The following is a 23,019-nucleotide window of genomic DNA, read 5'->3' as shown; positions in this document are numbered from 1 at the left end:
AGGAAATCATGACGAAGCCCTCCTATACTCGCCCCTCGTACTTTTTTGGCGGAATACCGGATGTCTACATGCAGATGGGGTACTATCCGTTTCCCACTCCTTCTGCTACGGAACAGCTGAGCCGGAGTGTTCACATTCCGTATGCGATGTCGATGGCGGATCAATGCAAATACTTCATGGGGCAATCGGATAAAATCACAGTGAGCAATGGAGCTCACGGGATCGCTGCCTTGTCGAACCCATTACGCTCCGGCGTTCATTTATTTGTCAACCACTGGATGATCACGAATCCATCCCCGCACCCGATAGAAGCACATTTCTTGTTTGGCAAAGGTTCCTCAATCACAGGTACGACTCTCTCACGTCAAGTGACTTCCGGCTATGTTCAACTCCCGTCTTGTCCCACCGCCCAAGGGCAACTTTTGCATGGCGCTGGTATGGCGGATACACTCTCTGATCACATTCATACCTCCACGCGAATCATTCCGGCCTCCTCCACCGTTGAGGCGACCCCTGGCGGACAGTGGATTCTCGGACCTGGAATGGCTCTCATCGCTCGCGTTCCAAACGCAGGTGAGATAACATCCTTTTACTTTTCAATAGACTGGTGGGAACAACCCGTATATGGGTAGCTCTCGCCGGAATCCTTGGCGGACAAGTCTAACCGCAACAAAAAAGGGAACCCCCAAAGGAGTTCCCTGTCATTTCACTTTGTATTTTTCCTATACCATGTTGAAAAGCCAATTATCACATGATAAAATGAGAATTGGTCTGTCGGTCAATTGATAATATATAGCTATTTTATCTCCAATATAATAGTATCACATTCACTTTCGATTGTCAAACCTTCAGGTCAAAAAATGGGGAACGAAAAAGGAGCGGTACCATGAGCGTGACTGATCAAGATAGGCAAAACGAACAACAACGTGTTGAACAAGTCATCTCAGAGATAAAGAACCGAATAGATGACCTCAAAGAGCATGTGAATGTCGTGAGCGAGGATATCATCGGAATTCGCAAGCATTTTTGGGACGACGTGACAGTCAACTTCGAGGATGCGATCGAAGCTGTCGAGACTTACGCCAGTATCAAGCAGCAAGCGGAAGTCCTGTCCGAGCGTGAACGCATCCATCGCCATGCCCAAAATCAGTTGCGTACGCTGCAGCGCTTGTTGCACTCTCCCTATTTTGGCAGGATTGATTTTCAAGAAGAGCTGGAATCGAAGCCAGAAGCCATCTATCTCGGCATTGCTTCTTTGCTGGATAAAAACGACGAGGAGTTTCTCGTCTATGACTGGCGCGCTCCGATTTCCAGTCTATATTACGACTACTCGCCGGGGCCAGCAACGTACAATACCCCGAGCGGAAGCGTTAATGGAGAGATTACGTGCAAAAGACAATACATCATTCGCGACGGCAAATTGCTGCATCTGTTTGATACGGGGGTGACGATTGGCGACGAACTGCTTCAGGAAGTACTCGGCAAACAGGCTGATTCGCAGATGAAAAGCATCGTGGCCACGATCCAGCGGGATCAAAACCGCATCATCCGAAATGAACGCAGCCGACTCGTCATCGTCTCCGGAGCTGCCGGCAGCGGAAAAACATCTGCGGCTTTGCAACGAATCGCTTATTTGCTATACCGTTATCGCAAGACATTGACGGCAGAGCAAATCGTCTTGTTTTCACCCAACTCTTTGTTTAACAGCTACGTCTCGACCGTTCTTCCTGAGCTCGGCGAGGAAAATATGCAGCAAACAACTTTTCAGGAATACGCGGAGCATCGTCTCGGTGACGACTTCCGCCTGGAAAACCCGCTTGAACAGATGGAGTATGTACTGACAGCAAGTGATCAGTCAGGATACGCGGCGCGGCTGGAAGGAATCCGTTTCAAATCAAGCTCCTTGTTTTTGCAGGCCATGGATGAATACGCGAATAGCTTGAAGCAATCTGGAATCATATTTCGCCCCGTTATATTTAGAAACCAGACTCTGATCAGTGCAGCTCACATCCATGAGCTGTTTTATTCTCTCGATACGAGTCTGCCGATCCCCAATCGGATGGTACTCGTTGCGAAATCACTGCTGACCGAGCTGAAAAAACTGGAACAGCGCGAACGCTCAAAACCATGGGTAGAAGATGAAATGGAGCTGCTAGACCGAGACGCTTACGTGGCTGCCTATCAATCGCTGCGCCGCAAAAAGCAGTTTCGGGAGGATACCTTTGATGACTTCGAACGCGAGCAGGAGCTCTTAGCCAACTGGATCGTCAAAAAACAGTTTCAGCCTCTGCGCGATTTTATCCGGGAACTACAATTTATTGATACTCGCGCTATTTACCGCCAGCTCTTCTTGTCACCTGACTTGCTCGGGACGCTTGCTCCAAATACTCTCCAACATGATGGATTAGACAAGTGGCCCGCAGTGTGCGAACAGACAGCAGATCGTTTAGAGCAACAGTATTTGGCATGTGAAGATATCCCTCCTTATTTGTATTTGCAGGAACGATTGGAGGGCAAGCAGACGAACAACCTCGTCCGTCATGTCTTTCTCGATGAAGCCCAGGACTACTCCGCCTTTCAGTTTGCTCTCATCAAAAGCTTGTTTCCCCGTGCCAAAATGACCGTGCTGGGAGACTGGAATCAGGCGATTTACGCCCATGCGTATCACCAGAATAGCTTTGATGCTGTCACATCCCTGTTTGAGCCTGAAGAGACGGAGACCTTCGTCCTGACCAAAAGCTACCGCTCCACCTATCCCATCGTCTTGTTTACACGACAACTGCTACGAGATGGGGATATGATTGAGCCTTTTATGCGTGAAGGTCGCTTGCCAACGCTAACCAAAGTGACATCACCTCAAGCTCATACCGACCAAATCGAAGCACGCATACGTGAGCTCACAGATCGCGGTCATCAAACGATCGCTGTTATCACAAAAACGCTAGAGGAAGCCCAAGTCGTTCATGACTCTTTGCAGGAGAAATTGCCAATTCGCCTGATCAAGCCCGCTACTCTTTCCTTTGAAAAAGGAATCTTGATCATACCCTCTTACTTGGCAAAAGGGGTGGAGTTCGATGCGGTCATCCTTTATGATGCTTCCGCTGCATGCTACGGCGAAGAAAGTGAGCGCAAGCTTTTTTACACGGCATGTACACGAGCCATGCACGAGCTGCACCTATACTATTCGGGTGAAAAAAGTCCGTTTTTAGATAACGTTTCTCCTGCGTATTACGAGCTGTTTGTTTAAAAAAGAGATCCAGCTGACCGCTTACTGGTTCAGCCGGATCTCTTTTTCACCTTTTTAGCCCCACACAAATCGTGACAAGCAACAGGATCAAATCCATCTCATAACCGCCGACAAAGCCTTTCGCCCATTTCACTGTCACAATCGCTCCTGCCATGATCGCAGCTAATCCCCAGGCAGCATATCTCGCCCCGACTCCGATGATCAGCGCGAGACCGCCGATCAATTCTACGATCAAAACCACATACGCCAGCCACCCCGGCAAACCGAGATCACCAAACGTCGTCACAACAGCAGCCATCCCTTTTTGAAGTTTGGCTATGCCATGGATGAAAAACAAGATTCCCGTCGCGATCCGCAATAAAACAAACGCTTTTTCGTAAGCCATCTTCTCTTTTTCTCCCTCCCCTCCACCACTACCTTATGCCCACTTGCGTACAATCAGTCTTGTGCTCTTCGGCGGGACAACAGCTCAAAGCTTTGGTGCTTGCAACGAGGGCAGCCGCGTTTTTTCAATTGTTCGATCGTCACTATTTTTGCCTGTGCCCCTACCTGGATTGATCTTTTGCAGCGCTTGCATTGATACTCACGCTTGGAAGGAGTCTCTTCGCCTGTGTACAGCGACTCCAAAAATGGATGCTTGATCGTCGGAGCCGTCAGCTCTGTTGTGGTAAGCACGATCATCTGCCCCTTGTTTCCAATCATTTGCGCCGCTTCGTATTCATTGAAATGACTGAGTACCTCTCGTACGGTCAAGCCTGCCCGCACGAACTCCCGTTGCATATTCAGCGTGAAATCAGGCGATTTATGTGCAAAGGACAGGAAGATGGACAGTCCTTTTTGCTTTTGCAGCCCACTAATTCCGCGGGATAAAAACAGAGCCATTCCTTGCAGTGTGTAAGGTGGATCAGTAAAAAAGCAATTGTACCCACCCTGCAGCTTCTTCGGCAGCGGCTGCCGCAAATCAGCCTGATGGCAGGCTACGGACAATGCATTTTGCTTTGACACATCCGTAATGTACTGGAGAAAGCGTTCATCGATATCGACTACGTCAATTTGCTCTGGACGTTGCTGATTCCCTGGAAACAAGCGCTTGAGCAAAAGCCCCAGTGAGATGCTGACCAAATCATCATCCCCGACGCATAATATTTTTTTGCCCACCAAGCTTTGATGCCGCAAGCATAAGATTGCCCTGCGCAAGCTCGTCTCGACTGTGCATTTGGACTGATCGATCTGTACATCGACTTGCGGACGCCCAGCAAAAATCGTCTCCATCTCCGCTTGCAAGTCAGCCAGTTCTGTTTTCCAAGCTTCATCGTCTATCATCAGCTTTTCGTACAGCTCTCGATCCAGCCCACCATACCCTAGCTTTTGTTCAATGAACGCCTCCCCTTCTGCGGTGCATCTCACCCCGCTCCCCTGCTGTATGGCACCTGCCTTGATCAGCTCTTTTTTGATCGCAGTCGCCACAGGTACAGGCAAGAGTACCTTTCTCGCCAGCTCTTTCGTAGGCAAACCCGGCTGAAAATAACACGCGAGCAAAAATTGTTCGATCACTCGTTGTCCTTCTTGTAAACGGACTTTTTTATAGGTGTCTTCGATATAATTTTTCATGTAGAGAACCTCTTTTCAAAAGGGATGGACCCATCGATGCCATGCAAAAAGGCAGAGCATGAACATTCGTTCATCTCCGCCTTGAGGGCATACGTTCGCTACGTGCGCGTGGATAGTCACGCAAAAAAACCGTGCGTAAGAGCACGGTTCCCGTAGTCGAGCAAATGGGTAGATGGATGACCGTAAGTTCTTAACTAATCAAGGCCTCCCTTTTTCCATAGCAAATAAGCCGACATGAAATGTGGTTTTTGCCAAAATACTGGGAGTACCCTATCCAGTTGCTTAGTTAAGAACACACACCGACATCAAAACGTCCCCTTTTGAAAAAGATACTTTCCATTATACGGCAATCGCAATCAATCGGCAAGAAGCTACATGGAAGTCTCTACAATTGCATTTCTGGGCTGCTTCCGCTTTTCATGCAAGCTGCGTCCCAGCCAATAAAAGATCAAGCTGACCAGCGCCAATACTGCCATAACCATAAACATCACAGGGCCACCATATGCGGTGAGCACCATCCCACCTGCCCATGGTCCAAGAAAACTGCCGAGCATCGTTGCGCTTTGTGCCCCATAGTAAGTCCCTCTCATATTCGCGGGACTGATCTCGTCGATTTGCGCATACTCCGCCGGTATGATCAAGATTTCCCCAAGCGTAAAAACGATCATCGCTGTAATAAACCACGTCCAATCTGGCGAAAAAGCAAAGCCGACCTCTCCTATGGCCATCAATACAGCACCGCCTGCTATCCTCGCAAACAAGGAAAAACGCTCAACCAGCCTCGTTAAAGGAATTTGCAAAAGCAGGACAGTAAATCCGTTGACGCTCATCAAGGTTCCAAACAAGGCGACTCCCTCCGAAAAGTTTTCCCGCAAGTATTGGGAGAGCGTAACAGACATCTGACCGTACACCGTCACTAACAGGATTCCGCCTGTAACAAAGGTAAGAAGAACGACATCCCTTCTGAGTACTTGCCAGATCTCACCCAAACTGGCTCTCTCTACCTCTCCGTTCCCCCCACCGTCATCAGTGACGCCACATCTTCGACATGCCACTAATAAAATGACGGCAAAGCTCACCAAGGACACCGCAGTCAGAATAAACGCCAGATTGCTGCCGGAAATCCCCAAAAAAGCACCGAGCATAGGACCAATCGCGAAACCTAGATTGTTCGCAAGATAGCGATTCGAGAACACACGAAAACGTTTATGCTCAGGGGTCAAGTCTCCCATCAGCGCTTTTGAAACCGTCGCAAAAATAGATGCCGCCAATCCCATAACCAAACTGATTAACAGCAAACTGATCGGATGAGCCACTGTAATGAAGCCGATCATCGAGCACGCCATAGCAAGCAAGGAAAAGAACATCAGCTTTTGTCTGCCAAACAAATCCGAGAGAATCCCGCCAACAAATCCCCCTACTGTTCCAGCCAAAGGACCTGCCCCGATAATCAGTCCAATATAGGCGTGAGAGAGCTTCGTCGTTTCACCGAGAAAGATGGCCAGAAAAGGGATGCTCATCGATTGGGTGAGCTGAACGAACACCGTCCCTGCCATCAACAGATGAACAATCGGGTGGTACGCCTCCCACACTTGCCTCATTTTGCTCACACTGCTCATTCTGATTCAACCTACCCTCTCAACAAAATCATGCTATTTTCAAAAGCAAAATTACTCTGATGTATGGAAGAAGGAACGAAGCAAGACCGGGAGACGCTCGACAAAGGCTTCTCGCAGACTGTAGTAGGAAACCGTCGTACTTCCTGTGTAATGAGCACGAATCAGTCCCGCTCTGCGCAACGCGGTTACATGATGATGGACGGTGCTTTTTGCTAAGGATACTTGCTTCTGTAGTTCCCCGAGAGTGCACGTCTTTTTTGCCAGGCAGCGCAAGATTTGCAGGCGCTTCTCATCAGCCAGGCACTGTGTGATGGGTAACAGCTCGAGGATCGGCTGTGGTTTGGCTGTTGCCGCATCTTTAACAGGGTACATACAAGTGGCAAGCCCCCGATAAAAGTCGAGGACAGAAGAATGGGCACAATGGTATTGCGGGATCAGAACAACCTCTCGCAAATCTGCCATCGGCTCAATCCAAATGCCGTTCGTAACATGATCGACCAAATCAATTGGAGGCGTTTCTTTGGCGCGGACTGTCAGCTCATCAGCGCTCCGTTGCAAACTCTCCAAAATGCGTGGGTCCACCTTCGAAAAATAATGGTCATTCCACTGGGTAAGCAACAATAGGCTGCGATCGCGGATTTCCCCCAAGTTCAGCGGAATCGTCTCCACCCATGGCGCGAGACGCTCATAAATTTCACCGGGAGGAATGCTTTCCAGCCACCCAAGAAATTCTTCAACGGATTTGGTCTGGGGTGATTGCGCTACTAGCAGCACCAAGCGGTGAAGTACCTCCCAGCGTTCATCTGCGAGTTCATCTGCAAAAGACGCCGGGAGCTTTTGTTTTGTCTCCTCAAACCAAGCCGTACCAAGCAAACAATGCTTGCGCTCCTTTTCGTGAATGTAAGTGTAGAGGCTAATGATACATTCATACGCAGGAGACCATTCTATTCTGATCGAATATAATCCATTCATTCTATCACCATCGAACATTTAGTTTTTTTTCAGTGTATCATTCTTGTTAGATTTTGCCTAGCACCATTTCGTTAGAATAGCTATAAAGGTCCTTAATGGGGTCAACATAGTGGAGGAGAAGAAAAAGCCAGTGCTCTTCGACTCTGACACGCCAGCAGGGATTCACTGTCCGTCTCCACTTCCAAAAGGGGAGGCGTTGTCAAGGTCTACGAGCCCTGTGCTTTTTCTTCTTACCAGCTTTGTTGGTTTATCGATACCACTTAAACCTTTGGCAAAAGCTTTACTGAAACAATGTAAGAAGCAGACGCTGAGGTGCCTTGTTCACACAAAAAAAGTAAGCCCCCAGCTTCACTAACTGACGAGGCTTACCTATACTTACTTCCCTTATACAAACGGTGGGTCCCACGCTTTTTTTCGCCACCCCAACCGATGATTAACGACGTTCAAATCACGATCCAAGACAACATCTACGCCAAAAGGCAGCTTGCGGTTGTACCAAAAGCGCACATCGCTCCATGTGACTTCGTAACCGTCGGCAATCTCCTTCCACGTGACGTGGATTCGTTGAGCAAATCCGAGAAAAGCACGAACACCATCCACACCGACAGTAGCCTGAATGATTGCATCACGCTGCTGCTTCGGATACATATCCTCCACTATTACGCGTGCATACTCGATTCTCCCTGTGTAAAACCGTTCTTCCGTCTCTACGACGAATCGCCAGTGAAAAGGATGTATGCTCGGGAAGACATGGGATATGCCGCTTGTTTCCAATGCCCTTGCTACCCGTCTGACGTTACGGTGATGCTGCCAAGCCCGCACGCCAATATACACGAGCGTCATGCCATATGCTACCGGAAACAGCACGCTGGGATCTCCTCTAAAAGCTATCCACCATATCGCCGCTGCCAGATGGATCGAGAACACCAGTGGCTCAAAAATCGCAAGTACATCCAAATGCACCCAGCGCCTGCTAACAGGGCGAATACACTGAACTCCATAGGCGTTTAGCATATCGAGAAAAACATGCAGCACAACAGCCAACAGCGTCCATCCGTACAAAATCCCGAGCTGCCCCATGAGACCAAACCCCCAGGCAAGAGGAAGACTGATAATGAGGGGCCATAGAAACAAGGCGGGAATCGAATGGGTAATTCCCCGATGAAAGCGAATGTAAAAAGAAATACCGCGAAGTCTGGCCACAGTGTCGAAATCCGGGGCATGAGAACCCACTACCGTTGCGACCATCAGCGCCTGAGCAAGCGCCGGATCATGCGCCACTGCCGGCGTGATATGAGCTAACCCCGCCAGTGTGACACCCAACAAAAGATGACTACCAGTGTCCATTACGATGCCTCCCTTTACAAGTACTCCCTTCCCTTTTACTGTACGAAAAAATAGCGAGGATTCTATAAACCGCAGGTAAATGTTATCCGAAGATTTCTTCTGTAACATTAACAATCTCTCAACGAAAAAGCAGCCTGTCAGAATAGTGACAGACTGCTTGGTGCTTATTTATTCGTGAATTTATGCTTCTTCCGTCAGGCGCAGGAATTCGTCGATGTCTGCCACAGCCAGATCAACAGCTTTTTGCCAGAACTCAACTGTCGTCATATCCTCACCGAGATGCTTCTTCGCCAAGTCTTCCACCATCAGGCGGCCCGTATCTTGGAGCAGTGCATCGTATTTCGGCGCGAAGCTCTCACCTTCTTCGAGCGCACGCGCATAGACACTCATGCTGAACAAGTACCCGAATGTGTACGGGAAGTTGTAGAACGGATACGACGTGATGTAGAAATGCAGCTTGGACGCCCAGAAGTGCGGCTCATAATCTGCCAAAGCGCCGTTGTACGCTTGCTTTTGCGCCTCTTCCATGATTCGGTCGAGATCAGCCGCGCTAACGAGACCTTCTTTGCGCTTCTCGTAGAAATTTTTCTCGAAAATAAAGCGAGCGTGGATGTTCATGAAAAATGCGACGATGGATTGCAACTTATCTTCCAAGAGCACCAGTTTCTCATCGTCATTCGCTGCATTTTTCACAGCAGCGTCAGCGAGGATCATCTCTGCGAAGGTCGATGCTGTTTCCGCTACGTTCATCGCATAGTTTTGGTTAAGGGCTGGCAAATCCCACATGACTTGCTGGTGATACGCATGCCCCAGCTCATGTGCCAGTGTGGATACATTGCTTGCGCTTCCCGCATACGTCATGAACACGCGGGACTGCTTGCTGACTGGGAAGCTCGTGCAGAATCCGCCTGGGCGCTTGCCAGGACGATCTTCTGCCTCGATCCACCCCTCGTCGAATGCCTTTTGCGCAAACTCAGCCATGCTCGGATTAAAACGATTGAAGTGCTCAACGATCAGCGCAGCCGCTTCATCGTAAGACACTTCTTTATGTACCTTGCCGACTGGAGCTCCTACATCGTACCAGCTCAGCTTGTCTACCCCGAGGAGCTTTGCCTTGCGCTCCAGGTAGGCAACCAGACGATCCTTGCGATTGTCGATGGCCTGCCACATTGCGTCGAGTGTTTTTTCCTGCATCCGTCCAATATCCAGCGGTTCACGCAGGACGGAATCCCAGCCGCGATGACGGTACAGTGAGAGACGGAAACCACCCAAGTGATTCAGCGCCTGGGCGCACAACTCCGTTTCCTTGCCCCAAGCTTCTTTCCACTTTTCAAAAACCTGGGCACGAACAGCACGGTCAGGACTGCTCATCAGGTTAGAAGCTTGCCCGACGGACATCTGCTTCGTCTCTCCATTGACCTCAACCTCAATACTCATACGTCCCACAACCGCATTGTACAAATCTTGCCAAGCGTGATACCCGTCTACGGCTAAATCGTTTGCCAGCACTTCTTGTTCAGGCGACAGCTTTTCCTGTGCACGGCGGCGGCGCTCATTCAGCACAAAAGCAAGAGGTTGCAAGTCTTCGTCTGCCAACAGATTCTCCCATGCAGCCTCGTCGATAGCCAGCAGTTGCTCTTCCCAGCGCGTCAATACTGCACCAAACGCAGCCGAGATACTCTTTACACGACCACCCAGCAGCTTGGCTGGCTCATCCTTTACATTTTGAGCAGTCAGGCAGGAAATAAATGCACCTGCTTGTCTCACACGGACTGCAATGCTTTGAACATGAGTGATCACTTCCTTGAAAGCGACTGTTTCATGCAAACCAGCGCCAGATTGCTCGAAACGCGCTTTCAGGTTCGCAATATCCCCTTCCACAGTCCCTAAAAACGCTCGAAAATCCTCTGATTCACTGCCACCAGGAAAAATTGCATCCATATCCCAGCGTTGTGGCAATGCTTTTGTCATCTGTACCCCTCCTCAAAAAACTCCTTCGATAAAAATATTTCTATAATAAGGTAGCTATTCCCTCCCCATTTATTCATATCGTTAGAAAAGCGACTGCCATATAAGCAGTCGCCAACTTTTCACACCTATTGAACAGGGATCGAAAACGTCTCCCCTTGTTTTTCAACAACGATCCTGTCTCTCTCGTCCCCCGCTGCTGCCAACAGACGCTCGAACGGCTCATCGACTGGCTCACGCGAGAGCACAAACGTATTCCAGTGAATAGGCACCAGCCACTTGGCTTTGGTCTCCTTGAACATCTGCCATGCTTGCTCTGGCGTACAATGCGCGGCTTGATACGAGTCCGGCTTGTAGGCGCCGATCGGCATGAACACCAGATCAATAGGCCCGAATTGCTTCGGCAAATTTTCCATGGAGATATAAGCCGTATCGCCTGGATAGAGGATACGCACGCCATTTTTCTCAATCATATAGCCGTTGTAGCCATATTCATGATTCCATGGAAAGCGGTTGCCCCAGTGTCGGACAGGAATCGCCGTAATCGTCATTCCTTCTTTCGTTGTAATGACTTCTCCCGGCTGCATTTCCTCATACGAACCAAATGGCATATGCTTGAACAGTTTGCTCGTCTGGTGCGCTGTAATGACATGTGTGGAGCGATTCGCTAATTTCTGCAAGGTAGGCAGATCGACATGATCCAAATGAGCATGCGAGAGCAAAATAATATCTACCTCGCCAATTTCAGCAAAGTCGAGGGCAGGAGGCGTAAAGCGTTTGGGACCAAAATGGACACCCGCAAGCTTAATCCCGAGCTTCTCGCCCAAAACCGGATCCGTCAGTATTTTCGTACCAAACATATTCAACAGAATCGTCGAGTGGCCGATCCATGTAAATGTAACCTCATCATGACTCCAGTCGGCAGGCATTGGCTTTTTCGTGTCCAAATGACGAAACTCCGGCTTCGGAAGCTGTCCCATATGGTACCAGTAGCGGTAAGCCACATAGCCAATCAATCCGAGCGTGAGTACCCCCACTACGAAGCCGACCCATGTAAAAAAGTTGAGCATCAGACAACTCCCTTTATCCATCTGTGATTTCCCCATTATAGCAAAAGGCATTATTGCTGTAGCAAGCCTAAAAAAGCGGCAAACTGCTTTTTCGCTTGCTTACTTCCTCATGCCGGGCTTGCTATAATTGCTAGAGAAAAACGTAGAGAATCGAGGAGAAACCCATGATCCTGCACAAGGGAGAAGTCCTGTTTCGACAAGGAGAAACTGGACCGCTCTATCATCTGAAGAGCGGTCTGTTAAAAATCGTTCGGGTACATGCAGACGGAGCATTGACGCTGGTCAACATCATCGTGCCAGATGAGATTATTCCCCATCATTCGTTGATGAGCCCGAATCCCTATTACGGGACAGCAATCGCTCTCGTGACCTGTGAGATCGAAGTGCTGTCTGCCCCGGATTGGTATCGCCATCTGGATGACCATCCTGAAAAGTGTCGTGATATCGCGCTACAGCTGCAAGGGAAGCTGCGGATGATGCAGCAGCGTATCGACCAACTGACCGAAGTCTCTCCTGCAGAAAAGCTTCGCAAGCTCCAGCTTTGGTTTCAGTCATTCATCCCTGTCGCCTCGCTTTCGGAGTTACTGACTCAGGATGAAATCGGTCAGCTCATCGGGCTTCGCCGCGAGACAGTAAATCGACTGCTACGGGCTCAAGCTGCGAATCGCGAGTAAGCTTGAGTTTTTTTCGTGAGAGCCTCTTTATGCCAAGGTCGCTGCCGGACCAAAAAACTCAAAATGAATGTCTTCTGCTGGCACTCCCCATTCCAACAGAGCACCGTTGATCGTCTTCATGAATGGAATTGGACCACAGAAATAGTAGCTCGCCTCTTTTGTATCGATGACCTTTTGCAGCCACGGCAAATCGATATATCCTTCTTTCTGGAAAGCACCGTTCAATCGATCTTGTTCGGTCGGCTGTGTATAGCACCAGTGAACAGAAAGCTGTGGATGTTTTTCGGCCAGCTCCTCTACTGCCTGCTTCATGGCATGCACATTTCCGTTTTTGGCTGCGTGAATGAAGGTGATCGGACGGTCTGTTCCCGATTTGATCAGTGTGTTCAGCATGCTGATCATTGGGGTTAATCCTACACCGCCACTGAGTAGCACAACCGGACGGCTGTCCTCTTGCTGCAAAGTAAAATCTCCGGCCGGAGCAGACAGCTGCAGGCTATCTCCTTCCTTCACTTCTTCAGACAAATAAACGGATACTTTTCCTGCTGGCTTATCCTGCATCGCATCCTCGCGTTTGACAGAAATGCGGTAGTACGCATTCCCTGGCGCATCAGAGAGACTGTACTGGCGAATGTGAGTAAATTCCTCACCCGGTAATTCTACCTTGACGCTGATATACTGCCCTGGCTGATAGCTGGAAATCGGTTGACCATCTGCCGGAACCAGATAGAAGGAAGTGATTACGTCACTTTCCTTCACCTTGCGTTGGACGATAAACTCTCTGAAATCTACCCATCCTCCGGGCTGCCCGCTCGCCTCTTCATACATTTCGTGTTCTACACCGATGAAGGCATCCGCAATGACGCCATACGCTTCTGCCCACGCTTGTAAAATCTCGTCCGTAGCGGCATCGCCAAGTACGTCCTTAATCGCAGCAAGCAGGTTTTCCCCGACGATTGGATAGTGTTCAGCCTTTACTCCCAAGCTGCGGTGCTTGTGTCCAATCTGCTTCACAACAGGCAAAATTGTTTCCAGCTTATCAATATACAAAGCCGCAGCATACACCGCATTGGCCAGAGCTGTTTGCTGTCTTCCCTGCTTTTGATTGGCGTGGTTGAAAATGTTGAGAAGCTCAGGGTGCTTGGCAAACATCATTTGATAAAAACGTTTTGTAATGGCAGTTCCGTGCACCTCTAGCACAGGAACGGTTGATTTTATGATTTCAATGGTTTTTTGGCTTAACATTATAGAACCTCCTTGAAGTGCTTCGTTCTTTCTATATTTCAAGTGTACGGGAGGTTCACGCATGCACATGTGATTCTGGTCACAGGAAATCGAAACGATTTGTGACAATTTCAAAACACCATAAGAAAAAGTCGTCCCCCAACCGTCTTGTTGCAAAAAAAATGTTTGCCATGTTAGCATATCAACCAATGGATTGTTATTAAATTCCATAAAAAATACTGAGGGTGAATGAATGCTAACCGTAAACCGAGATGACGAACGCCCAATCTGGCAGCAACTGCTGGACCAAGCGATCCATAATATTACCTCTGGAAAATGGCAGCCAGGTGAATTGCTACTACCCTCCCGCGAACTCGCTTCTCTAATTGGCGTTTCCCGTTCAACCATACAGATTGTTTATGAGGAGTTATTCAGCCGCGGCTACACTGTCACCTCTCGCCGCGGTGGAACGAGAGTTAGCGAATGGATTTATGCAACTCGTCCTTCAGAGGTTGCTGCGCCCGAAGGACCTGCCCCTCCCGAATTGCCTTTATTAAACGCTACAATCTGTCATTTGCACGGTTGGTTCGGGGACAGAGATCGTCAAAAGGTTGAGGTCGATTTCAGTCCCCATGAGCCATATTTGGACGAACATTTTCAAAAGATTTGGAGACGTTCGTTTTTACAGGCTTCCACAGAAACGAATCTGGACAGTTGGGCTTATGGCAATGCCTATGGATACCAACCGCTACGAGAACAGATTCAACGTTACTTGTCACTTGAACGGGGCATTCATGTAAATATCGATCAAATCATGTTAACCTCAGGTGCACAACATAGCATCGATCTGATCGCCCAAGCCCTTTTACATGAAGGGGATACCGTTTCTGTAGAAGATCCTGGCTTCCCTGCTGCCTGGATGGCAATGAAGTATCGGCGTATGCAGGTTGTCCCCGTTCCAGTTGACGAGTACGGGTTATGCGCAGACCAGATTCATCCGGGGTCCAAGCTTGTCTATGTTACGCCATCGCATCAGTGTGCGGTTGGAGTCATTATGTCCGAACCTCGCAGGCAACAATTGTTACACATGGCTGCCGAGCAACAGTTTTGGATTGTTGAGGATGATTACGACAGCGAATTTCGCTATCGCGGCGACCCACTTCCGACCTTGTTCAGTCAACGACCTCAGAACACGTTGTATATGATGAGTTTTTCCAAAATGATTGCTCCTGGTATACGGATATCGGCAATCGTTGGTCCCAAAGAGGCCATTCGTCAGCTCGCCCACGTCCATGAATTAACCTATCGACATCTTCCGATTATGGAGCAATTAACGCTTACTCATTTTATTGAGCATGGTCATTTCATGCGCCATATGAGACGGGTTCGAAATGTTTATCGGCGCAGACATGAAGCCATGACGAAGGCCATCATCACGACAGGTCTCGTCGAACACTTCACACTAAGCGGCGTAGAAACGGGGTTGCATATCCTTCTTGAAGCTGATAAATCGTTTGATGAAAAAGCCGCGACGATCCTGGCACTAGAAAAAGGAATCCGTGTTTATCCTCTTAGCAAGTATTGTTTGAGATGCGATCGAAAAGGATGGGTACTGGGTTTTGCTAAAGTAGATGAATCCACCATTGAAGAAGGCATTTTTCGTCTTGCGGAGATTATACGGTTTTACCAGGTTTGAACATTTTTTCTTCTTCCATTGGATTTTCTTTCGCAGTGATATGCTGTGGATCTATCCGGTACACCTGAACCGGACCACCGAATACTGCCGAACGATATTTGTCTACGTGCTGCTTGGGTAAAGGCCGATTATAGTAGCCTGGCACATACTTATTCATCATTTCTTGCAACATGTGTGTAGCTTCATCCAGATCAACGATAGGCTGTGCCTTGCCAAAAATCATTACACTCATATACGCTGTGTCCGTCTTAGCTGGCACCGGATCAGTAATCGTTCCATATTCTTCGCAAACCGTAAAACAGACCTCTGGATTAGCATCCATAACCTGATTTCTTCTCCCGCCGGTGGCACCATGGAAATAAAGCTTCCCATTTGTCCAAACAAAATTGAGCGGAACTACATATGGCAGATGACCATCGACCATTCCAAGATGCCCGATTCTAGCTTGCTGCAAAAATGTCTCAATCTTGCTCTCATCTAATACTTCTCTTATTTTGTAACGCACTCCATCCATTGTTATCACTCCTATTATTTTGAAATATGCTGCAAGTTTATCAGCCATTGGAGTGAATATATACGTCCAAAACTACCTAATTGAAGCAATCCATAAGCTACCGTCTAAAGCATGAGAAAACGAAAAAGCTGCCGGAACATCCCGGCAGCAGGCATTTTCTGATTACTCGGTATGATTGATGAAATGAGCAATTTCTTTCACTCTCTCCATTGTAATTCCATCCCTTTGTTCAACCGCAAGTGGATGACTCGTTTGTTCTAATTCTATGAAGGGAACCGCACCAACTTTTTGTGTATGTACCCAAGTCTTTAAGGATAGGGTAGTTTCTGGATAGATGGAAAGTTCAGTCGATAACCACCCAAAATAAGGTTCTTCATTTTCTCTTCCTTCTACGTGCAGCAATTCATTTGATCTCAAAAAGTTTTCTTCACTAAGAGAAACCCAAACACTCCATATAAATTTCTCATGACTATCTATTATTGGTATTTCAATATGTCCTCTAATAAAGAAATGCTGTTCATCAATTACACAAAAGTCCTTTATTAATTCTGTTCGTTTCTCTTCTGGTACCATGTAAAAATAATGTGGCGCTTCTATTCCGTAACAGAAAGGCAGTTCATTTAATTCGTTGTGACAATGAGGGCATTTCATGTTCTTTGCTCCTTATCATTTCTCGCCGATTTTTTATTTACATTACCACATTTTTCATTACATGGATCATCTGCCATGCTACAAAAAAAGATCATCCCGAATCAATCTGGAATGATCTCAATGTTTCTAATCAGTTTTGACAACGCCAAACGGAAACCCGTTCCCTTACAAAATTGGCTATGTTGTCTATGTCATTAATATCGAAAAAGGGCAACCCCGGCTGACGCTTGTCCGACCAACCTACGATCCCTACCAGATGCGTAACGATAGATAAGAGCTCTTCATCTTCTGGCCTGCGAAGCAGGACGAGCTTTGGATAGCCTTCACGCTTGAAGCCTTCGACCAAAACGAGCTGGGCCCCGGCATCTGCCAGACGCTGGATCAGGACGGACAGCTCTTGCGGCTTTTGCTCCACGATGGCCGTTTTCGTTTTGGATGTGATAGCCACTAGCGAGGCCCCGGCTTCACGATAACGCCAAGTGTCCTTCCCAGGTTGATCCCACTCAAAATCGTGTCCGCCATCATGCTTGATGACCCCAACTCTTATCCCAGCCTTTTCGAGAATCGGAATGAGCCTAGTGAGCAGCGTCGTCTTGCCACTGTTTGAATAACCGACAATCTGCAAAACACAAGGTGGCTTGACCATACGCTATCCCTCTCTTCTCCAGGTTGGGGCCGCATGGGTGAGAACATCAACCAGCTCTCCTGCTTTTTTCCCGCTTCCCCCAGCTGGTATGATCATAAAGCATTCGCTGTCCTTCAACGTCCCCAGATTCCCTGCCTTTTCATTGAAATCAGGGATTGCGTGCAAAGCCCCGTCTTTTTCGAGGAGCTTCCCTCGCAGATAACGCGGGTATGGACAAGGCTTCGTATAATCGACGCCAAGTCTCGCCTTTATCACCTGCTGTACCACATGGGCTTCTCCCGAGATGCGACGAATGGCTGCCCGCGCAAATAACTCAAATCCGAGAAAACAGGCACCCGGATTCCCTGACAGGGCAATAAAAGGCTTGCCTTCCATGATCATGGCCGTCGTCGGACTTCCTGGACGTATCGCGATCCGGTTGAACAAAAGCTCCACCTCAGGCTCATCCACTAGAGCCGCGATCACATCAAAATCCCCAACGGACACACCGCCGCTTGAAATGACCAGATCCACGTCCCGCAAGCATTCACTAATTTTCGCCTTCGCCACCAACAAATCATCCGGCAATCTTGAAAACGAAACAGGGATGCCCCCTGCCTCGGCAATCAAGGCAGTCAGCATCACCGTATTACTGTTGCGAATTTTGCCTGGAGCAAGCGGCTGATCAATCTCCAACAGCTCGCTTCCAGTCGAAATCAGACCGACACGCGGCTTGCAGAACACCTCTACCTGCGAATAGCCAAACGTAGCCAAGCTGGCGAGAGTACCTGCGTTAATCCGCTCGCCCGCCTTGGCAATGATCGTTTCTTTGGCCATCTCTTCACCGCGACGCGATACATTTTCCCCAGGCTTCATCTCCCGCTTGATTCGCACAGCATCCGCCTCTTCGGCTGGGTTGTACGTTTGCTCAAACATGATGACCGCATCCGCACCCGCAGGCATCATCGCGCCTGTCATGATCCGAGTCGCGCAGCCCTTTTTCAATTCTTTGGTAGGTACTTGCCCGGCCGCAACCGTCTCTAGCACTGTTAGCGTAATCGGGTGATCAACGGAGGCCCCAACCGTATCGTCAGCTCTCACAGCAAATCCATCCAGCGGCGAGCGGTCAAAGTGCGGCAAATCGTATGTTGCACGTAGATCAGTGGCAAGTATCCGCCCGTATGCCTCCCCGATCTGCACTTGTTCCGTTCTCCCCGTTAGCAATTTAGCCAACAGCTTGCTCATCGCTTCCTCAACCGAGAGTGTTTGTCGCGAAAAACGCATGGCTTGTTCCCCCTAATCTTGACCACCCATTGCTGCAGCTCGTCAGCCGACGTTTACTTCCAAATCTTCTACTTCTCTCTCCACATATTTCAAATCTTTGTTGGCGTGGAAAGTGTCCGCTTTTTCAACCTTCACGGCTGTATTGTATTCGGGAATACCTGCGTATGTCTCGTATACACCCTTCGGAATGAGTACATTCCCTTCCGGCCAGTGCACTTGAATGTTTCCGCGTCTGGTGTCCTCGAATTTGGCACGTCCTTGGAACGTTCCATATTTATTGTAAACGACGATGTTTTCGCCTTCTGCAATGCGCAGTTCTTTTGCATCCTCTGCATTGATCAGGATATCATAACGGTCTGCATTGTTGAACGGGTCTTTCTTGCTATAAATCATCGAGTTGAACTGCTTACCGCGACGAGTCGTTACATAGAAGTGTCCCTCTGGCTTGTTCAAATCCGGAATCTCAATCGGAATCAGATTCGCTCGGCCATCCGGTGTCGGGCATACGCCGCCTTCACACAACCATGCACCGCCCCATTGGAAAACATCTCCACGGTTTTTCAGATGCTGGATACCATCGTAGTTCGGATTGGCCAAGGCAATCTCTGCGCGAATTTCAGCTGCGCTTGAGAAGTGCATCAGATGCTTTTTCTCTGGATTGACTCGTGCCGCCAGATCTACGTAAATCTCCCATTCAGAACGAGCTTCTTCAATACGAGGCCCTTCCACTTCGGCACTGAAGTAAACCATACGCTCTGTACTTGTCGATGTACCGCCACCCGGCTGCTCGTAGCGAGTCATTGCTGGCAGTACGATGACTTCTTCCTTCGCATCCACCAGCGTGGATGTGTTGAAAATGATGTCCTGATGTACACGCACTTCTATGCTCTCCAAGCATTTTTGCATGAAGTCCGGATCTGGCATCGTCTCCAGGAAGTTGCCGCCACTCGTATAGAACAATCTCGTCTTACGCTCATGTCCATCCGGCAACACTGCATTTTCCAAAGAAATACCGACGATATCTCCTTGCCATTTCGGGATCGGGAAGTTCCAGATCTTTTCAATGCGGTTCCAGGATTTTTCTTCAAAATCTCCACCTGGCAAGCTGAACGGATCGGCACCCATTTCACCGGAGCCTTGTACGCCGGAGTGTCCGCGAATCGGCATGAGACCAGTGTGCTTGCGACCCAAGAATCCACGAAGGATGGCCAGATTGGCTACTTGAGAAATATTGTCCGTACCGAATTTGTGCTGGGTCAGACCCATACTCCATACGAATACACCATTTTTGGAGTTGGCGAGCAGTTCTGCGAATTCTTTGATACGCTCGCGGCTGAGACCGGAGGATTCTACGATCTTATCCCACGATTCATTCATCACATGCTTGCGCAGCTCCTCGATTCCGTTCGCGTGCTCCTTGATGAATTCATGATTGATCGCAGAACCTGGCTTGGCTTCCTCCATCTCGAACCAAATCTTCATCACACCGTTCATGAATGCGATGTCGCCGCCAATGTTCACTTGGTAGAAATCGTCCGCAATCTTCGTCCCGAACAAAGCACTATCCGGTACAGATGGAATCCAGTACTTCTCCATCGCTGGCTCTCTGTACGGGTTGATCAGGATAATTTTCGTTCCTGCTTTTTTCGCAGCATACATGTATTTCGTTGATACAGGCTGGTTGTTGCCTGGTACAGAGCCCCAGAATACGAGCACATCGGTACCGATCCAATCCTGATAGTTACAGCTCGATGCACCAATCCCAACCGAACGCTTCAGTGCTGTCTTACTCGGTGAGTGACAAATACGTGATGCGTTGTCGATGTTGTTGGTTCCGAGGAAACGAGCCATTTTAGCTGCTGTGTAGTATACCTCGTTGGTAATCCCACGAGCGGTCAAGAAAAAGGCCAGCTGTTTCGGGCTGATGTTTTTGATTTTTCTCGCGATGCGGTTTAACGCTTCATCCCAACTAATGCGGGTGAACTTGTTTTCGCCTGGTTTTCTTGAAAGCGGATACGGAATTCTTCCCAGCTTGCGCAATTCTTCGCTGGATAGCTTACGCAGCGCATTTACATCCTCAAACCATTTGGCATCCATGGCAGGCATGGTATTGAGACGCAGGACGTTCAGTCGCGTGGTGCACAAATGCGGACCAGTCAACGTCTGATCGTAGAGGCCGGATACGCCGAGAGCGCAGCCATCACATACCCCTTGTGTCAAAATGCGATAGGCATAACCCAAATTATCGCGATTGTCATAGGCCACCTTCATCGTATCCCGAATGTGATGCGGCTTGATTTTCCCGAGCCCCATCGGCATCAGTGAAGCCCATAAGGAAGGCTTCCACGAAGTATCCAGCTTAATTGGTCCGCCATGCTTGGTCTTGCCCATTTCTTTAGTCTCCCCTCTAATAAACTCCATTGAGACGAAAAAACCACCATGAAACCGTCCCTTGTCCTATAGGAAAAGAGCGTGTTCACGGTGGTTGTCTACGGCAGGTTCGCTACCTAGTCTCAACTTCGTGTTTGCTTTTCGCGAATTCCGTTACGTCTAAGCCGGTGAACAGGGACGCTGCTTCGTTTAGACTTACGGTTCGTTTTTCATTTTCTTTTCGATGTCTTGATCAAAAACAAAGATCGACATTCCAAAATCCCGTTCGATGTCAATATCGACGAATAGATCAACGAGTTTTGCTCCAAGAAACGCTTCCATGTCAACTGGCTGGTGTTTCCGATAGATCTCTTTGACCATTTCGGTTCGGGCAGCTCGTAATGTCTGCTTTCCGTCTTCCGAAGTGGCGATGAACTTTTCCACCGGAGAAAGGTTGCCTTCCATCTCGCAGATCGCCCAGTTCTTGCAGAACGTGGTGCTGATCTTGCTAGGTCCCTTTCCCATATGGCGCTTTCGGAAAGCCCTGACCAAATTACTGAATTCTGCTTCGAACTTATTCATCGAGGAAAATCACCTTTACTTCAAATCATTCTCTATTTAAACTTTACCATTGATTAACTAGCCAATTCAACAGACTTTTCTCTTTGTTTGGCTTCTTCCTTCAGTTTTTTGATATCCAGACGGATTACTAGCGAGATCACCAGAGCGACAACGAACATTCCTGCGAAAACACTCATGGTTCCTGTATAGCTTTCTGTCGTCTTGCGAACCCATGCTGCAAAGATCGGTCCTGCCAAGCCGGCAGCAGCCCATGCCGTTAAAATATAACCGTGAATTGCGCCCAATTGCTTCGTTCCAAACAGGTCACCAATGTACGCCGGAATGGATGCAAAGCCACCACCGTAACAGGTCATAATGATGAACATCGCTACCATGAACAAGATCGGATTGGACATATTCGGCAACAAGAAGAACAATACCATTTGGATAGCAAAGAAAGCTGTGTACGTATTTGGTCGTCCAATGAAATCAGACAGAGACGCCCAGCCGATTCGTCCACCACCGTTGAATAAACCGTTTAGCCCTACCATCAGTGCTGCTGTTCCGACAGACATCCCCACCATTTCTTGCGCCATCGGCGATGCTACCGAAATAACAGCGATCCCACATGTCACGTTGATAAACAGCATTAGCCACAGCCAGTAAAAACGGCGTGTCTTGATCGCTTCGTTGGCAGTCAATTGGCACAAATCTTTTTTGATTTGCTTGCTGCCAACTGTTCCCTCAGCGGAAAATCCAGCCGGTACCCAGCCTTTTGGAGGTGGAGCCAAATATTGAGCAGAAGCCAACATTACAACGAAATATATAAGGCCCAAAATATAAAAGGTGTTCGCGATTCCTACATTTGCAATCAAAGCGTTCATAATCGGACTGGCAATCATGGAAGCAAAACCAAAGCCCATAATGGCAAGACCCGTTGCTAAACCGCGGCGATCCGGAAACCATTTGACCAGAGTCGATACTGGCGTAATATAACCTACCCCAAGTCCAATACCGCCCAGCACTCCATAACATACGTACAACAGAGGCAAGCTGCTCAATTGAATCGCCAATCCAGCCCCGACAGTTCCTACTCCAAAAAAGATCGATGCGAGAATACCAGCTTTACGCGGGCCGTGCTTTTCGACATAATGACCGAGGAAGGCAGCAGACAGCCCCAAGAACAAGATCGCAATGCTAAACGTAAATTGAACATCCGGCAAGTCCCAGCCGAATTGCTCGGTAATTGGCTTGGTGAATACACTCCAGGCGTATACCGACCCAATCGAGATGTGGATGCCTACCGCAGCCAACGCGATAAGCCAGCGGTTTTTCACTTTTTGTTCCAAATCATTCATCTCCTTTGCAATGGTCTTGAGCATGCTGTGGATCCATCAACAGCCTTCTCGAAAAAAAGAAAAACTGCCGATTTCACCGACTCACCCAGGTCTCCACAAATGGAAACGAGGACTACGATGAAACACAGCAGTTAATCATCAGCAGGAACGCTACATCAGCATCAACAAGCATTGTGTTCACTATGTAATTTTCGCTGCAAGGCTACAAAATAATCGGTGGCAGGGTCG

At 48.6% G+C, this 23,019-nt stretch carries 19 protein-coding genes; 4 read left to right on the top strand and 15 right to left on the bottom strand.

Features of this window, described 5'->3' with window-relative positions; genetic code table 11:
• Window positions 1-8: 8 nt before the first annotated feature.
• Window positions 9-632 carry a DUF6143 family protein gene (locus tag M3630_RS27515; protein WP_251254207.1) on the top strand — a complete coding sequence of 208 codons (624 nt, stop codon included), beginning with the start codon at window positions 9-11 and terminating at the stop codon, window positions 630-632.
• Between the two features lie 254 nt (window positions 633-886).
• A complete protein-coding gene (gene helD / locus M3630_RS27510; protein ID WP_251254206.1) occupies window positions 887-3,247 on the top strand; it encodes an RNA polymerase recycling motor HelD in 2,361 nt (786 codons plus the stop codon).
• Window positions 3,248-3,293: 46 nt separating this feature from the next.
• Here the strand turns inward: helD and M3630_RS27505 are convergent, their stop codons facing one another.
• The 7 genes from M3630_RS27505 to M3630_RS27475 form a co-directional block, all read right to left on the bottom strand.
• Window positions 3,294-3,632, bottom strand: a complete 339-nt coding sequence (locus tag M3630_RS27505; protein ID WP_237900120.1) for a DoxX family protein — start codon at window positions 3,630-3,632, stop codon at window positions 3,294-3,296.
• 53 nt (window positions 3,633-3,685) lie between these two features.
• Window positions 3,686-4,858 carry a bis-aminopropyl spermidine synthase family protein gene (locus M3630_RS27500; RefSeq protein ID WP_251254205.1) on the bottom strand — a complete coding sequence of 391 codons (1,173 nt, stop codon included), beginning with the start codon at window positions 4,856-4,858 and terminating at the stop codon, window positions 3,686-3,688.
• Between the two features lie 371 nt (window positions 4,859-5,229).
• Entirely contained in the window at window positions 5,230-6,477 is a 1,248-nt protein-coding gene (locus tag M3630_RS27495) for an MDR family MFS transporter (protein WP_251254204.1), read from the bottom strand.
• Between the two features lie 51 nt (window positions 6,478-6,528).
• Window positions 6,529-7,449: an ArsR/SmtB family transcription factor gene (locus tag M3630_RS27490; RefSeq protein ID WP_251254203.1), complete on the bottom strand. Its 921-nt coding sequence runs from the start codon at window positions 7,447-7,449 to the stop codon at window positions 6,529-6,531.
• 384 nt (window positions 7,450-7,833) lie between these two features.
• A complete protein-coding gene (locus tag M3630_RS27485; RefSeq protein WP_251254202.1) occupies window positions 7,834-8,796 on the bottom strand; it encodes a metal-dependent hydrolase in 963 nt (320 codons plus the stop codon).
• Between the two features lie 180 nt (window positions 8,797-8,976).
• Window positions 8,977-10,767: a M3 family oligoendopeptidase gene (locus M3630_RS27480; protein WP_251254201.1), complete on the bottom strand. Its 1,791-nt coding sequence runs from the start codon at window positions 10,765-10,767 to the stop codon at window positions 8,977-8,979.
• 125 nt (window positions 10,768-10,892) lie between these two features.
• Window positions 10,893-11,834, bottom strand: coding sequence for an MBL fold metallo-hydrolase (locus tag M3630_RS27475; protein ID WP_221867770.1), 942 nt, complete (start codon window positions 11,832-11,834; stop codon window positions 10,893-10,895).
• Between the two features lie 164 nt (window positions 11,835-11,998).
• Here M3630_RS27475 and M3630_RS27470 point away from each other — a divergent pair, with 164 nt between their 5' ends.
• Window positions 11,999-12,508: a Crp/Fnr family transcriptional regulator gene (locus M3630_RS27470; protein WP_251254200.1), complete on the top strand. Its 510-nt coding sequence runs from the start codon at window positions 11,999-12,001 to the stop codon at window positions 12,506-12,508.
• Window positions 12,509-12,535: 27 nt separating this feature from the next.
• Here M3630_RS27470 and hmpA read toward each other — a convergent pair whose 3' ends face one another.
• Window positions 12,536-13,753 carry an NO-inducible flavohemoprotein gene (hmpA, locus tag M3630_RS27465; protein ID WP_251254199.1) on the bottom strand — a complete coding sequence of 406 codons (1,218 nt, stop codon included), beginning with the start codon at window positions 13,751-13,753 and terminating at the stop codon, window positions 12,536-12,538.
• Between the two features lie 232 nt (window positions 13,754-13,985).
• Between hmpA and pdxR the strand changes: the two genes are divergently transcribed.
• Window positions 13,986-15,428, top strand: a complete 1,443-nt coding sequence (pdxR, locus tag M3630_RS27460; RefSeq protein ID WP_251254198.1) for a MocR-like pyridoxine biosynthesis transcription factor PdxR — start codon at window positions 13,986-13,988, stop codon at window positions 15,426-15,428.
• Here the strand turns inward: pdxR and M3630_RS27455 are convergent.
• The 7 genes from M3630_RS27455 to M3630_RS27425 all read right to left on the bottom strand — a co-directional run bounded on the left by M3630_RS27455 (window position 15,406) and on the right by M3630_RS27425 (window position 22,782).
• Window positions 15,406-15,942, bottom strand: a complete 537-nt coding sequence (locus M3630_RS27455; RefSeq protein ID WP_251254197.1) for a pyridoxamine 5'-phosphate oxidase family protein — start codon at window positions 15,940-15,942, stop codon at window positions 15,406-15,408. The two genes, pdxR and M3630_RS27455, sit on opposite strands and share 23 nt — an antisense overlap.
• Before the next feature lie 162 nt (window positions 15,943-16,104).
• On the bottom strand, window positions 16,105-16,593 hold the full coding sequence (locus M3630_RS27450) for a DUF2199 domain-containing protein (RefSeq protein ID WP_251254196.1): 489 nt from the start codon (window positions 16,591-16,593) through the stop codon (window positions 16,105-16,107).
• Between the two features lie 130 nt (window positions 16,594-16,723).
• Window positions 16,724-17,239 (bottom strand): molybdopterin-guanine dinucleotide biosynthesis protein B, encoded by a 516-nt coding sequence (mobB, locus tag M3630_RS27445; RefSeq protein WP_251254195.1) that lies wholly within the window; start codon window positions 17,237-17,239, stop codon window positions 16,724-16,726.
• Window positions 17,240-17,242: 3 nt separating this feature from the next.
• Entirely contained in the window at window positions 17,243-18,502 is a 1,260-nt protein-coding gene (locus tag M3630_RS27440) for a molybdopterin molybdotransferase MoeA (protein ID WP_251254194.1), read from the bottom strand.
• Window positions 18,503-18,544: 42 nt separating this feature from the next.
• Complete coding sequence (locus M3630_RS27435; RefSeq protein ID WP_251254193.1) at window positions 18,545-20,893, bottom strand: FdhF/YdeP family oxidoreductase; 2,349 nt, start codon at window positions 20,891-20,893, stop codon at window positions 18,545-18,547.
• A gap of 195 nt (window positions 20,894-21,088) precedes the next feature.
• Window positions 21,089-21,454 (bottom strand): Na-translocating system protein MpsC family protein, encoded by a 366-nt coding sequence (locus tag M3630_RS27430; protein ID WP_012684864.1) that lies wholly within the window; start codon window positions 21,452-21,454, stop codon window positions 21,089-21,091.
• A gap of 53 nt (window positions 21,455-21,507) precedes the next feature.
• Window positions 21,508-22,782 carry an L-lactate MFS transporter gene (locus M3630_RS27425; RefSeq protein WP_285862619.1) on the bottom strand — a complete coding sequence of 425 codons (1,275 nt, stop codon included), beginning with the start codon at window positions 22,780-22,782 and terminating at the stop codon, window positions 21,508-21,510.
• Window positions 22,783-23,019 lie beyond the last annotated feature (237 nt).

It is taken from the genome of Brevibacillus sp. MER 51 (genome assembly GCF_023714195.1).
In the GTDB taxonomy this organism is placed as follows: Bacteria; Bacillota; Bacilli; order Brevibacillales; family Brevibacillaceae; genus Brevibacillus.
The sequence above is the reverse complement of the archived record's forward strand: the minus strand, read 5'-3'. Positions and strand labels throughout refer to the sequence as shown.

What these genes read in the sequence shown, in the direction of transcription:
- M3630_RS27430 (WP_012684864.1), bottom strand. Translation starts at nt 21,454, where the DNA reads ATGAATAAGTTCGAAGCAGAATTCAGTAATTTGGTCAGGGCTTTCCGA.
- mobB (WP_251254195.1), bottom strand. Translation starts at nt 17,239, where the DNA reads ATGGTCAAGCCACCTTGTGTTTTGCAGATTGTCGGTTATTCAAACAGT.
- pdxR (WP_251254198.1), top strand. Translation starts at nt 13,986, where the DNA reads ATGCTAACCGTAAACCGAGATGACGAACGCCCAATCTGGCAGCAACTG.
- hmpA (WP_251254199.1), bottom strand. Translation starts at nt 13,753, where the DNA reads ATGTTAAGCCAAAAAACCATTGAAATCATAAAATCAACCGTTCCTGTG.
- M3630_RS27490 (WP_251254203.1), bottom strand. Translation starts at nt 7,449, where the DNA reads ATGAATGGATTATATTCGATCAGAATAGAATGGTCTCCTGCGTATGAA.
- M3630_RS27485 (WP_251254202.1), bottom strand. Translation starts at nt 8,796, where the DNA reads ATGGACACTGGTAGTCATCTTTTGTTGGGTGTCACACTGGCGGGGTTA.
- M3630_RS27440 (WP_251254194.1), bottom strand. Translation starts at nt 18,502, where the DNA reads ATGCGTTTTTCGCGACAAACACTCTCGGTTGAGGAAGCGATGAGCAAG.
- M3630_RS27495 (WP_251254204.1), bottom strand. Translation starts at nt 6,477, where the DNA reads ATGAGCAGTGTGAGCAAAATGAGGCAAGTGTGGGAGGCGTACCACCCG.
- M3630_RS27515 (WP_251254207.1), top strand. Translation starts at nt 9, where the DNA reads ATGACGAAGCCCTCCTATACTCGCCCCTCGTACTTTTTTGGCGGAATA.
- M3630_RS27505 (WP_237900120.1), bottom strand. Translation starts at nt 3,632, where the DNA reads ATGGCTTACGAAAAAGCGTTTGTTTTATTGCGGATCGCGACGGGAATC.
- M3630_RS27475 (WP_221867770.1), bottom strand. Translation starts at nt 11,834, where the DNA reads ATGCTCAACTTTTTTACATGGGTCGGCTTCGTAGTGGGGGTACTCACG.
- M3630_RS27500 (WP_251254205.1), bottom strand. Translation starts at nt 4,858, where the DNA reads ATGAAAAATTATATCGAAGACACCTATAAAAAAGTCCGTTTACAAGAA.
- M3630_RS27470 (WP_251254200.1), top strand. Translation starts at nt 11,999, where the DNA reads ATGATCCTGCACAAGGGAGAAGTCCTGTTTCGACAAGGAGAAACTGGA.
- M3630_RS27450 (WP_251254196.1), bottom strand. Translation starts at nt 16,593, where the DNA reads ATGAAATGCCCTCATTGTCACAACGAATTAAATGAACTGCCTTTCTGT.
- M3630_RS27435 (WP_251254193.1), bottom strand. Translation starts at nt 20,893, where the DNA reads ATGGGCAAGACCAAGCATGGCGGACCAATTAAGCTGGATACTTCGTGG.
- M3630_RS27480 (WP_251254201.1), bottom strand. Translation starts at nt 10,767, where the DNA reads ATGACAAAAGCATTGCCACAACGCTGGGATATGGATGCAATTTTTCCT.
- helD (WP_251254206.1), top strand. Translation starts at nt 887, where the DNA reads ATGAGCGTGACTGATCAAGATAGGCAAAACGAACAACAACGTGTTGAA.
- M3630_RS27455 (WP_251254197.1), bottom strand. Translation starts at nt 15,942, where the DNA reads ATGGATGGAGTGCGTTACAAAATAAGAGAAGTATTAGATGAGAGCAAG.